At 69.3% G+C, this 12,225-nt stretch carries 11 protein-coding genes; all 11 read left to right on the top strand.

What is annotated here, in order from left to right; genetic code table 11:
* Positions 1-8: 8 nt before the first annotated feature.
* The gene (gene murD / locus DSX2_RS01390) at positions 9-1,298 is read left to right on the top strand and encodes a UDP-N-acetylmuramoyl-L-alanine--D-glutamate ligase (protein WP_020879238.1); all 1,290 of its coding nucleotides are present in this window, start codon (positions 9-11) and stop codon (positions 1,296-1,298) included.
* On the top strand, positions 1,299-2,492 hold the full coding sequence (gene ftsW / locus DSX2_RS01385; RefSeq protein WP_020879237.1) for a putative lipid II flippase FtsW: 1,194 nt from the start codon (positions 1,299-1,301) through the stop codon (positions 2,490-2,492).
* Positions 2,489-3,580, top strand: coding sequence for an undecaprenyldiphospho-muramoylpentapeptide beta-N-acetylglucosaminyltransferase (gene murG, locus DSX2_RS01380; RefSeq protein WP_035040141.1), 1,092 nt, complete (start codon positions 2,489-2,491; stop codon positions 3,578-3,580). The genes ftsW and murG overlap by 4 nt, the downstream gene beginning before the upstream one ends.
* A 29-nt stretch (positions 3,581-3,609) precedes the next feature.
* Entirely contained in the window at positions 3,610-4,980 is a 1,371-nt protein-coding gene (gene murC / locus DSX2_RS01375; RefSeq protein WP_020879235.1) for a UDP-N-acetylmuramate--L-alanine ligase, read from the top strand.
* Entirely contained in the window at positions 4,977-5,864 is an 888-nt protein-coding gene (gene murB / locus DSX2_RS01370; protein WP_020879234.1) for a UDP-N-acetylmuramate dehydrogenase, read from the top strand. The genes murC and murB overlap by 4 nt, the downstream gene beginning before the upstream one ends.
* On the top strand, positions 5,861-6,778 hold the full coding sequence (locus tag DSX2_RS01365; RefSeq protein WP_020879233.1) for a cell division protein FtsQ/DivIB: 918 nt from the start codon (positions 5,861-5,863) through the stop codon (positions 6,776-6,778). The genes murB and DSX2_RS01365 overlap by 4 nt, the downstream gene beginning before the upstream one ends.
* Before the next feature lie 22 nt (positions 6,779-6,800).
* Positions 6,801-8,033 (top strand): cell division protein FtsA, encoded by a 1,233-nt coding sequence (gene ftsA / locus DSX2_RS01360; RefSeq protein ID WP_020879232.1) that lies wholly within the window; start codon positions 6,801-6,803, stop codon positions 8,031-8,033.
* Between the two features lie 57 nt (positions 8,034-8,090).
* Positions 8,091-9,371 (top strand): cell division protein FtsZ, encoded by a 1,281-nt coding sequence (gene ftsZ / locus DSX2_RS01355; protein ID WP_020879231.1) that lies wholly within the window; start codon positions 8,091-8,093, stop codon positions 9,369-9,371.
* A gap of 88 nt (positions 9,372-9,459) precedes the next feature.
* Positions 9,460-11,163, top strand: a complete 1,704-nt coding sequence (locus DSX2_RS01350; RefSeq protein ID WP_020879230.1) for a radical SAM protein — start codon at positions 9,460-9,462, stop codon at positions 11,161-11,163.
* Complete coding sequence (locus DSX2_RS01345) at positions 11,151-11,378, top strand: hypothetical protein (protein WP_020879229.1); 228 nt, start codon at positions 11,151-11,153, stop codon at positions 11,376-11,378. Before DSX2_RS01350 ends, DSX2_RS01345 begins: the two co-directional genes overlap by 13 nt.
* A gap of 428 nt (positions 11,379-11,806) precedes the next feature.
* On the top strand, positions 11,807-12,175 hold the full coding sequence (locus DSX2_RS01340) for a VOC family protein (protein WP_020879228.1): 369 nt from the start codon (positions 11,807-11,809) through the stop codon (positions 12,173-12,175).
* Positions 12,176-12,225: the final 50 nt, after the last annotated feature.

Here is a 12,225-nt window from a genome sequence, read left to right as displayed (position 1 = left end):
ACAGGATCGTGCGCGAACTCATCCATCCGGGACAGCTCAGGGGCCACAAGGCCGTGGTCGTGGGCGCGGGAGCGTCCGGCCGCGCCGCCGTGCGCCTGCTGCTCGCCCTGGGCGCGGAAGTCACCCTGCTCGACAAGGCCGAGCCCTCCGACGCCGTGCGCGCCTTCATCGAAGAGACCGCCGTGGCCTTCCAGTCCGGCGCCCACAGCGCCGGGCAGTTCACCGGCGCCGACATGATCGTGCTCTCGCCCGGCATCGCCCGGGCCTCGCTGGAAAAGGAGCTCACGGGCATCCCGGAGCAGAAGATCATGGCCGAGCTCGAGCTGGCCTCCTGGTTCTTCGACGCGCCGGTCATCGCCGTGACCGGGACCAACGGCAAGACCACCACGGTCTCGCTCATCGCCCACATGCTGGAGACGGCCGGGAAGAAGGTCTTCCTCGGCGGCAACATCGGCACCCCGCCCTCGGAGTACCTGCTCTCGGGCGAGAGGGCCGACGTCCTGGTGCTCGAGGTCTCGAGCTTCCAGCTGCAGAACTGCCATTCCTTCCACCCGCAGGTGGGCGTGCTGCTGAACTTCTCGCCCAACCACCTGGACTACCACAAGGACATGGAGGAGTACCTGCGGGCAAAGCTGCAGCTCTTCGCCGTCCAGGCGGCGGGCAACCTGGCCATCGCGCCGCTCGAGATGCGCGACGAGCTCGAGCGCCGGGCCTTCACCAAGGCCTCGCGCACCTATTTCGTGCCCACGGAGCGCTTCACGGACGTGACCAGGCTCGTCGGGCCGCACAACAAGGCTAACATGGAGGCCGCCTGGCTGGCCGTGCGCCCCTTCGGCGTGACCGAGGAGCAGGCCCGGGCCGCCGTCGCGACCTTCACGCCCAAGCCGCACCGGCTGCAGATCGTGGCCGAGAAGCGCGGCGTGCTCTTCGTGGACGACTCCAAGGCCACCACGCTCGACGCCGTGGCCGCGGCCGTGGCCTCCTTCGACCGTCCCATCCGCCTGCTCGCGGGCGGCAAGTTCAAGGGCGGCGAGCCCGCGGCCCTGGTGCCGCTCCTCAAGGAGCGCGTGAAGAGCATCGGCCTGTTCGGCGCCAGCCGCGAGGTCTTCGAGCCCGCCTGGGCGCCGCATCTGCCGGTGTTCTGGGAGCCCACGCTCGAGCCCGCGGTGAGGAAGCTCTTCGCCGAGGCCCAGGAGGGCGACGTGATCCTGCTCTCGCCGGGCACCTCGAGCTTCGATCTCTACGGCAGCTACAAGGAACGCGGCGACGATTTCAAGCGCATCGCGGAGGGACTCTAGGTGAGCGCAGCGGACGTGACCCGGGCCCGCTGGCAGGGCGTGGACTGGTGGCTTCTGGCCGCCGGGCTGCTGCTCGCCGCCGCGGGGCTGATCATGGTCCTCTCGGCCTCGGGCATCATGGCCGAGAAGTTCTACGGCGGGAAGTACTACTTCTTCCAGCGCCAGAGCGTCTTCTGCGTCGTGGGGCTCGTGTGCATGGTCGCCTGCGCGGCCGCGCCCAGGGCGCTCATCTACCGCTACACCTACTTCTGGCTGCTGCTGGTCATCATGCTCTTCGTCGTCACGGCCGCCACGCCGCTCGGCGTGGTCATCAACGGCGCGCGCCGCTGGCTGCACATCGGCCCCTTCTCCATCCAGCCGCTGGAGCTGTCCAAGGTGGCCCTGGTCATCTACCTGGGCTACTTCTTCGCCAGCAAGCAGGACAAGGTCAAAAGCTTCGCCATCGGCTTCATCCCGCCCTTCGCGGTCACCGGCTTCCTGGCCCTGCTGCTGCTCCTGCAGCCGGACTTCGGCGGCGCGGCCTTCCTCTGCGCGCTGCTCTTCCTCATGTGCCTGGCGGGCGGAACGCGCTTCGTCTACCTCTTCGCCACCTGCTGCGCGGCCGTGTGCGGCGCCGTGGCCCTGGTGCTGCACTCGCCGTACCGCTTCAAGCGCTTCCTGGCCTTCCTCGACCCCTTCAAGGACGCGGGCAACACCGGCTACCAGCTCGTGCAGTCGCTCTACGCCTTCGGCTCCGGCCGCATCCTGGGCGTGGGGCTCGGCGCGGGCCGCCAGAAGCTCTTCTTCCTGCCCGAGGCGCACAACGACTTCCTCATGGCCGTGGTCGGCGAGGAGACGGGCTTCCTCGGCGTGACCCTGATCATCCTGCTGATCGGCATCCTGCTCTGGCGCGCCTTCACCATCTCCGTGCGCCAGGACGACCTGCGCGACCGCTTCACGGCCTACGGCCTCACGCTCATCCTCGGCATCGGCTGCCTCTTCAACCTGGCCGTGGTGCTCGGCACCGTGCCGCCCAAGGGCGTGCCCATGCCCTTCATGAGCTACGGCGGCTCGCAGATCATCATCTCCTTCATCTGCCTCGGGCTGCTGCTCAACTACTCCCGCACCGCCGGGCTGCGCACGGCCGGGGCCCCGGCCGCGAACAGCGGCGGCGTGGCCGTGGGACAGGCCGTTCAGGGAGGCGCCAGATGCTGAAGCGCCTGGTCCTCACCACCGGCGGCACGGGCGGCCACATCTTCCCGGCCCTGTCCGTGGCCGAGGAGGTCCGCCGCCGCAACCCCGAGGCCGAGGTCCTCTTCATCGGCGGCAAGTACGGCCCCGAGGGCGACCTGGCGCGCAAGGCGGGACTCGCTTTCGAGGCCCTGCCCGTGCGCGGCGTGCTCGGCCGGGGCGTGGCCGCGGCGGGCGCGGCCTGCAGGCTCGCGGGCGGCGTGTTCACGGCGCGGCGCCTGCTGGCCTCCTTCAGGCCGCAGGTCGTGGCGGGCTTCGGCGGCTACGGCGGCTTCTGCCCGGTGATGGCGGCCAGGACCCAGGGCATCCCCTGCGCGGTGCACGAGCAGAACTCCGTGCCCGGCGCGGCCAACCGCCTCCTGGCCCGCTTCGCGGACAAGGTCCTCGTGACCTACCCGGACGAGGGCCATGCCTTCGATCCGGCCAAGGTGGTGCGCACGGGCAACCCGGTGCGCGCGGCCATCCGCGAGCTCGGAAGCCTCCGCCACGAGCGCGCGGGCGAGCGGCTGCGCCTGCTGGTGCTCGGCGGCAGCCAGGGCGCCATGGCGCTGAACACGATGCTGGCCGAGGCCTGGCCCGCCCTCTACGAGCGCGGGGTCATCGTCTGGCACCAGACCGGCGAGCGCGACCTCGAGCGGGTGCGCGGCCTCTACGGGATTTCCGGGGAGAGCGCCCCGGCGGGAGCGCGCATCGTCCCCTTCATCGAGGACATGGCCGGGGCCTACGCCTGGGCCGACCTCGCGGTCTGCCGCGCCGGGGCCACGACCCTGGCCGAGCTGACCGTGGCCGGGACGCCCTCGCTGCTGGTGCCCTTCCCGCACGCCACGCACGACCACCAGACGGTCAACGCCCGCTACCTGGAGGCCAAGGGCGCGGCCGTGCTCCTGCCCCAGGCGGGGCTCACGGCGGAGATACTGGCCCGCACCGTGGGCGGCATCGCGGCCGAGCCGGGCAGGCTCGAGGCCATGGCCGAGGCAGCGCGCGCGGAAGGGCGCCCGGACGCCGCGGCGCGCGTGGCGGACGAACTGGAGAAGCTGGCCGGGAAGGCCTGAAATTTCCGCGAGATTCGAGGGACGACGACGTGAGAACGAAGGTCAAGCACATCCACATGATCGGCATCGGCGGCTCCGGCATGAGCGGCATCGCCGAGGTCCTGCTCAACCAGGGCTACGGCGTGTCCGGCTCGGACGTGGCCATGGGCCCGGTGACCAAGCGGCTCATGAAGCTCGGCGCCTCGGTCTTCATCGGCCACGGCGCGCAGAACGTGGCCGGGGACGTGGACGTGGTGGTCAAGTCCACGGCCATCAAGGACGACAACCCCGAGGTGGTCGAGGCGCGCGAGCGCGGCATCCCCGTGATCCCGCGCGCCGAGATGCTGGCCGAGCTGATGCGCCTGCGCACCGGCGTGGCCGTTGCGGGCACGCACGGCAAGACCACCACCACCTCGCTCCTGGCCGAGGTCTTCGCGGCCGCGGGCTACGATCCCACGGTGATCATCGGCGGCCGCCTCAACGCCTACGGCTCCAACGCCCACCTGGGCGAGGGCGAGTACCTGATCGCCGAGGCCGACGAGTCCGACGGCTCCTTCCTCTGCCTCGCGCCCATCATCACCGTGGTCACCAACGTGGATGCCGACCATCTGGACCACTACAAGGGGGGCATCGAGGAGATCGACGACGCCTTCGTGCAGTTCATGAACAAGGTGCCGTTCTGGGGCATGAACGTGGTCTGCGGCGACGACCCCGGCGTGCGCCGCCTGCTGCCGCGCATCAAGCGCCGCATGTCCACCTACGGCTTCGGCAAGGACTGCCGCATCCGGGCGGAGGTGGTGCAGACCGGGCTGCGCGGCATCTTCCGCGTCTTCGTGGACGGCGAGCACTGGGCCGACGTGACCCTGAACCAGCCCGGCCGCCACAACATCCTGAACGCGCTCGGCGTCATCGGCGTCTCCCTGGAAGTGGGACTCGCCAAGGACAAGGTCATCGAGGCGCTGAGCCGCTTCGGCGGCGTGGGCCGACGTTTCGAACTCAAGGGCGAGAGGCACGGCGTGCTCGTGGTGGACGACTACGGCCACCACCCGGCCGAGATCCGCGCCACCCTGGAGACCGCCCGCGCCTGCTACCCGGACCGCCGCCTGGTGGTGGCGTTTCAGCCGCACCGCTTCTCCCGCACCCAGGCGCTCTTCGGCGACTTCTGCAAGGTCTTCGAGAACTGCGACCAGCTCCTGCTCACCGAGATCTACGCGGCCTCCGAGGCCCCGATCCCGGGCGTGTCCGGCCAGAGCCTGGCCCAGGGCATCCGGCAGGTGAGCAAGACGCCGGTGGAATACTTCCAGAGCCTGGACGAGATGCTCCTGGCCCTGCCCAACATCCTGAGGCCCCGCGACCTGCTGCTGACGCTCGGCGCAGGCAGCATCACCCAGATCGGCCCCAAGTACCTGGAGATGGAATGACGGCCCTGGACCTGACGCACGACGTCCCCCTCGCGCGCCGCACCACGCTTCGCCTCGGCGGCACAGCCCTGGCCGAGGCCGTGGTGCGCGAGGAGGAGGACCTCGTGGCCCTCACGGACGCCCTGTGCGAGCTCGGCGGCGAGCCCGTGGCCTTCGGCGCCGGGTCCAACGTGCTGGCCAAGGACGGGGAGCTCGGCGTGGTCCTGGTGAGCTCGCGCTGGGCTACCGGGCCCGCGCGCCTGGCCGAGGACGAGAGCGGGGTGCTCGTGCGCGTGGGGTCGGGCATCAAGCTGCAGTCCCTGCTCGCCTGGCTGGCCTCGGAGGGCCTTTCCGGGATCGAGCGGCTGCGCGGCATCCCCGGCAGCGTGGGCGGCGCCGTGGCCATGAATGCCGGGTCCTGGGGGCAGAGCTTCTGCGAGCGCATGGTCCGGGTGCGCCTGTGGTCGCCCGCGCACGGCGAGCGCTGGATCGAGGCCGGACAGTGGGAGGCGGGGTACCGCCGCTTCGCGCCCGAGGGGGAAGAGGGCTTCTTCCTGGTGCTCGAGGCCGAACTCCTGCTCTCGAAGCGCGACCCCGCCGCAATCCGGGCCGACATGTCCGAGTACTTCCTGCGCAAGAAGGCGGTGCAGCCCGTGGCCGCGGCCACCTGCGGCTGCGTCTTCAAGAATCCCGAGGGCGAGAGCGCGGGCAGGCTGCTCGACCGCGCGGGCTTTCGCGGCGTCGGGCTCGGCGGCATGGCCTTCTCGGAGATGCACGCGAATTTCCTGGTCAACGTGGGCGACGGCCGCTCCTCCGAGGCGATGGAACTCATCTCCCTGGCGCAAAGCGCGGTGCGCACCCGCTTCGGCCTGGACCTCGAGCTGGAAGTGAAGGTGGTCGGATGACGTCCCTGGCCGCAACGCGCCGCGGGCGCGTCCAGCTCACCCGAAACGGCGGGACCAAGGCCAGGAACGCGGGCTCGTCGTATTCTCGCGGGGCCCCGGCCGCCAAGCCGCGCAAGGGCAGCAACAGCTACCGCGGGCAGAAGGGCGAGGGCGGCGTCGTGGCGGCGCGCATGGCGCGCGGCGCGGGCTTTTTGGCCGGGCGCATGGTCGTGCTGAGCCTGCTCCTCGCGCTCGTGTCCACGGTCAGCCTGGGGCTGCTCTACGGCTACCGCTGGCTGACCGTGAACCCCTACTTCTCCCTGCGCCAGGTGGAGGTCACGGGCAACTCGCGGCTGAGCCGGGACGAGGTCCTGAAGCTCGCGGGCGTCACGGGGGGAGAGAACACCCTCGAGCTCAACATCCGCGACGTGGAGAGCCGCATCTCCTCGGACCCCTGGATCAAGTCCGTGACCGTGGAGCGCGTGCTGCCCGGCACGCTCAAGCTCACCATCGCGGAGAAGCAGGCCGCCTTCTGGGTGCAGCGCGGGACCACGCTCTACTACGCGGAGGCCGACGGCGACATCATCGCCCCGGTGGAGGCGGACCACTTCGCCTCGCTGCCGGTGCTCGAGCTCCTGCCCGGCTCGGAGTCGTGGCTGGACGACATGCCGCTCTTCGCGGCCGAGCTGGCGCACAACCGCTGGTTCTTCTCGCTGCGCGACATCGAGCTCATGCAGGCGGGCGGCGGCGACCTGACCCTGGTGCTCTCGGACGGCCGCACGCTGTCCCTGGATCTTTCGGACTGGGAAGGGGGGCTCGACCGCATGAAGGTCGTGGCCGACGACCTTTCCCGCCGCAACGAATGGAATTTCGTACGCCACATGCAGGCCTCGGGAGGCCGCGTGTGGGTTCGTCTGGCGAAGACCGGCGCCTGAGCCGGACACATGGAGAAGAGGTATGGCCAAGTCGAAAGGTGAACTCGTCGTCGGACTGGATATCGGCACCACCAAGGTCTGCGCCGTGGTGGGCGAGATGAGCCCCGAAGGGGTGGACATCGTGGGCATCGGCACGAGTCCGTCCACCGGCCTGCGCAAGGGCGTGGTGGTGAACATCGAGCAGACCGTCCAGTCCATCAAGAAGGCGATCGAAGAGGCCGAGCTGATGGCCGGCTGCGAGATCCGCTCGGTCTACGCCGGCATCGCGGGCAGCCACATCAAGGGATTCAATTCCCACGGCGTCATCGCGGTCAAGGGCGGGGAGGTCGGCCCCAAGGACGTGGAGCGGGTCATCGACGCGGCCAAGGCCGTGGCCATCCCGCTGGACCGCGAGGTCATCCACATCCTGCCGCAGGAATACATCGTGGACGACCAGCGCGGCATCGCCGACCCGCTCGGCATGGCGGGCGTGCGGCTCGAGGTCAAGGTGCACATCGTCACGGGCGCGGTGACCTCGGCCCAGAACATCGTGCGCTCCTGCCACCGCTCGGGGCTGGACGTGGCCGAGATCGTGCTCGAGTCCATGGCCTCCGCCCAGGCGGTGCTGACCGAGGAGGAGCGCGAGATCGGCGTGGCGCTGGTGGACATCGGCGGAGGGACCACGGACATCGCGGTCTTCTCCAACGACTCCATCAAGCACACGGGCGTGCTCGCCCTGGGCGGCACGAACCTGACCAACGACATCGCCTTCGGCCTGCGCACGCCCATGGTGGCGGCCGAAAAGATCAAGGTGAAGTACGGCTGCGCGCTGGCCGAGATGGTCCGTTCCGACGAGGTCATCGAGGTGCCGAGCGTGGGCGGCCGCGAGGCCCGCAGGCTCTCCCGCCAGGTTCTGGCCGAGATCTGCGAGCCGCGCGTGGAGGAGATTCTGACCCTGGTGGACCAGGAACTGGTCCGCTCCGGGTTCAAGAATACGGTGGCGGCGGGCGTGGTGCTCACCGGCGGCACCTCGCTCATCGAGGGCTGCCAGGAGCTGGGCGAACAGATCTTCAACCTGCCGACGCGCGTGGGCTACCCGCAGAACGTCGGCGGCCTGAAGGATGTGGTCAACTCCCCGATGTACGCGACGGCCGTAGGGCTGCTCATGTACGGGGCGCAGAAGGAGGGCGTGGAGCAGCGGTTCCGCATCCGCGACGACAACGTCTTCAACCGCATCCTGGGAACCATGCGCAAGTGGTTCACGGACATCAAGTAGGGCGAATCTTTACAAGGCAACGCACGGACCAGTCAGGGGTATCAAGGAGGACCATCCATGGATCTCGAACTCATCACCGACAATAACGCGAAGATCAAGGTCATCGGCGTGGGCGGAGGCGGCGGAAACGCGGTCAACAACATGATCGAGTCGCAGCTGCGCGGCGTGACCTTCATCACGGCCAACACGGACTGCCAGGCCATGACCCGCTCCAAGGCGGAATTCAAGATCCAGCTCGGCGACAAGCTGACCAAGGGACTCGGCGCGGGCGCCAATCCCGAGATCGGCCGCAACGCCGCCCTGGAGAGCATGGAGCAGATCAAGCAGCTCATCGGGGACAGCGACATGGTCTTCGTGACCGCCGGCATGGGCGGCGGCACGGGCACCGGCGCGGCCCCGGTCATCGCCCAGGTGGCGCGCGAGATGGGCGCCCTGACCGTGGGCGTGGTCACCAAGCCCTTCTTCTTCGAGGGCAAGAAGCGCCTCGCGCAGGCCGAGAAGGGCATCGCCGAGTTCCGCCAGCACGTGGACTCGCTGATCACCATCCCGAACGACCGCCTGCTCTCCCTGGCCTCCAAGAAGGCCACCTTCCTGGAGATGCTGAAGAAGGCCGACGAGGTGCTGTTCTACGCGGTCAAAGGCATTTCGGACCTGATCATGGTCCACGGCCTCATCAACCTCGACTTCGCGGACGTCAAGGCCGTCATGGGCGAGTCGGGGCTGGCCCTCATGGGCACCGGCATCGCCCGCGGCGAGAACCGGGCCAAGGAGGCGGCCATGAAGGCCATCACCAGCCCGCTGCTCGAGGACGTGACCATCGACGGCGCCCGCGGCGTGCTGATCAACATCACCTGCGGCCCCGACATGACCATCGACGAGGTCTCCGAGGCGGCCAACACGGTCTCCGAGGCGGCCCACGAGGACGCGCAGATCTTCTTCGGCACGGTCTTCGATCCGGAGATCGGCGACGAGATGCGCATCACGGTCATCGCCACGGGCATCGAGAACGAGGCCGCCGAGGGCGGCGATACCGGCAAGGTCTCGCCCCTGCGCCGCAAGGGCGGCGGCAACCTCGCCGCCGTGCAGGGACAGGCCGCGGCCGCGGCCGCCGCGCCCGCCGCGGGCAAGCCCCGCAGCCTGAGCGGCGTGGTCAGCAGCGAGGATCTCTCGATCCCCACCTACCTGCGCTGGCAGAAGCAGAACGGCTACGACGCCGAGCCCCAGGCCAGGCCCCAGGCCAAGGCCGCGGTCGGCGGCGCCGCTCCCGGCGAGGAGGACTTCGTCTTCGACGAAGAGGAATTCGAAATCCCGAGCTTCATCCGCAAGCAGGCGGATTAGGCATACATGGTCCTCCCCGGGGGAGCGGGCATGCGGACTCCGCTCCCCCGGGCCCCTTTGGGCTCCGGGGGGACGTGAAAGGAGCGGCGTGACGTCCGCACGAGAGCGCATCCATTTTCTGGGGGCTGGGCGCCCAGAGCTTCCCGATCCGGGCGGCAGGCTGCCCACGGCCCTCGTTTTCGCGGGCGAGGAATCGCTCGCCCTGTCCACCCTCGGCTGGCAGGCCGCCTGGCGCATCCTCGCCGACCTGCCGGGCCTGCGCGTCGAACGCGTCTTCCTGCCCGGACCAAACGAGGCCCCTGCCTCGGCCGATTCCGGCATACCCCTGTCAGACTTTCCCCTGCTCGCGGCCTCGGTGAACTTCGAGGAGGAGTTCAAGGCCCTGGCCGAGATGCTGCTCGCCGCAGAGATTCCGCTTCGGCGGACCGATCGGCCGGACTGGCCCCTGGTGCTCATCGGCGGCCCGGTGGCCTTCCTGAATCCCGCGCCGCTCATGCCGCTCGCGGACGCCTTCTTCGTGGGCGAGGCCGAGGCCGGGCTGGCCGAGGCCGTGGCCGTGGTGCGCGACGTGCGGCTTGCGGGCGGCGGCAAGGACGAGGCCATCGCCCGCCTGGAAAGGCTCCCCGGCGTCCTGGTCCCGGGGCGCACGCCCCTGCCCGTGCGCCGCGTGGTCGCCGGTGGGATCACGAACGAGCTTTCCGCCCCCTGCTATTCCACCTTCGTCAGCCCCCGTTCGGCCTTCCGGGACATGTTCCTGGTCGAGGTCAACCGGGGCTGCCCCTACGGCTGCCGCTTCTGCGCCGCGGGCTCCATCTACCGCCCGCCGCGCCACGCCACCCTCGAAGGGCTGAAGGATCTGGTCGAGCAGGCCGCGCCGCAGAAGGTGGGGCTCGTGGGCACGGCGCTCACGGACTGGCCGGACCTGCGCGCCTTCCTCGAGTGGCTGAAGGAACGCAAGACCAAGTTCTCCCTCTCCTCGGTGCGGGCGGACGGCCTCTCCGACGACTTCCTGACTTTTTTGCGCGACACGGGGCTGCGCACCCTGACCCTGGCGCTCGAGGCCCCGAGCGAGCGACTGCGGCGCGCCGCGGGCAAGCGGCTGGACACCGGCCGCCTGCTCGAGGTGGTTTCGAGCGTGAGCCGCCTGCAGTTCAACAAGCTGAAGCTCTATCTCATCGTGGGCTGGCCCGGGGAGACGGACGCGGACTACGAGGAGTTCGGCGATTTCCTCGCCGAGTTTTCCGCTGCGCGCGAGCGCGGCCGGGGGAAGAAGGGCAAGGGGCTCGACGTGGCCGTGCTCTCCGTGGCCCCGCTGGTGCCCAAGCCCTGGACCCCGCTGCAGTGGTCGGCCATGCGGCCCGAGGCGGAGCTCGCGGCCCGGCTCGACCGGCTGCGCGCGCTCTGCCGCCCGCACAAGGGGCTCAGGCTCGAGGGCGAGTCGCCCTTCGCCGCCCGGCTGCAGGGTCTTTTGACGCGCGGCGACGAGGCCCTCTTCGACCTCATCGAGCTGGCCGCGCGCCAGGGGACGTGGCGCAAGGCCCTGGCGGAATGGGACGGCGACATGGCACGATATTTGGATAGAGAAAGGTCACGGGAGGAGCCTTTTCCCTGGGAGGTGGTGGACACGGGAGTGTCGCGCGCTTATCTCTGGAGAGAATGGCAAGCCTACCTGGCAGGGAAAGAGGGGGTGCTCTGCCCTGACGACGGATGCGGGAGCTGCGGCCGCTGCGGCCTTACGGCCCGAGCATCCGTCCGGTCGAAAGACCAAGGAGACGGACCATGCGCCACTTGATAATCCTCGGTTTCGCCGCTGCGGCCATTGCCGCCAGCGCGTGGCTCTTCACCCCCGCGTCGGCCTTCGATCCACAGAACTGCGACGCGCAGCCCGGCTCGCTCCACGAGAATGCGATCTGCAAGCCGGACAAGAACGGAAACTTCAACAAGCCCACATCCCAGGGACTCGTGTCCTACCTGCTGCTTCGCAAGCTTGCGGACATGCAGAACTGATGCGGGCCCCGACCTGCCCGTGACGTAGAGCCGAGAGCGCCTTCAGGCGTTTCTGCAGCCCCGCCCCAGGTTGTTGAACCGGGCGGGGCTGCGCGGTTTTTTCACACCTCCCCCCTCGCTTCTCTCGCTGGATTCCGTTCCGCACATATGCCCGGGTACGCCCGCGGCGACTCCTTCAGGACCTATTCCGGTCTGCAAAAGTGTGGTTTTTTTTCAACACTGTCGCATTTCGGCCATTCAGGCGCAGCCTCGCTGACCGGACATGTGAAAATCTCACTGTACTTCGGGCCGGAATATGCTACAGTTGTATCCTGTCCGTAGAATCCGGATTCCACAGCCCCGAGCGGCGCGGCGTCTGCCTCGCGGCGCGAAGGCTTTGCGAGGCGGAGGGGCGCGGCGGACAGGAGAGGCGAGTCGAGGAGGTTGCCATGGACCGAAGCCTTCATTTCGAGATTTTTGCCGAGAACCCGGCCCGCATGGCCGGTTTCTACGCACAGGCCTTCGGGCTCGAATTCAAGGAAGAGCACCCGGAGGAGGGGTATTCCCTCGTGGACGGCCGCATGGACGGACAGTGCGGCCTGTCGGGCCGGGTCGGCCCCAGGCCGGCCCTGACCATGGGAGGGATGCCTACCATACATGTCGTTTCAGTGGCCGATGCGATCAAGCGTGTCGCGGCTTCGGGCGGGCGGCTCCTGGTGCCGCGCCGGGCGATCCCCGGCGTGGGCTGGATGGCCTACTGCGAGGACCCGGAGGGCAACAGCTTCGGCGTCTTCGAGCATGATTCCGAGGCCGTCTGAGCCGCTTCTGTCCATCCGAAGGGGGATGGGGCACAACGAAAAAGGCCGCG

The sequence above is a fragment of the Desulfovibrio sp. X2 genome (assembly GCF_000422205.1).
Taxonomy (GTDB): Bacteria; Desulfobacterota; Desulfovibrionia; order Desulfovibrionales; family Desulfovibrionaceae; genus Alkalidesulfovibrio.
This window is presented reverse-complemented; position numbering and strand designations above follow the sequence as displayed.

Coding starts and splice junctions, on each gene's coding strand:
- DSX2_RS01345 (WP_020879229.1), top strand. CDS start 11,151: ATGCGCCACTTGATAATCCTCGGTTTCGCCGCTGCGGCCATTGCCGCC.
- DSX2_RS01340 (WP_020879228.1), top strand. CDS start 11,807: ATGGACCGAAGCCTTCATTTCGAGATTTTTGCCGAGAACCCGGCCCGC.
- ftsZ (WP_020879231.1), top strand. CDS start 8,091: ATGGATCTCGAACTCATCACCGACAATAACGCGAAGATCAAGGTCATC.
- murB (WP_020879234.1), top strand. CDS start 4,977: ATGACGGCCCTGGACCTGACGCACGACGTCCCCCTCGCGCGCCGCACC.
- ftsA (WP_020879232.1), top strand. CDS start 6,801: ATGGCCAAGTCGAAAGGTGAACTCGTCGTCGGACTGGATATCGGCACC.
- DSX2_RS01365 (WP_020879233.1), top strand. CDS start 5,861: ATGACGTCCCTGGCCGCAACGCGCCGCGGGCGCGTCCAGCTCACCCGA.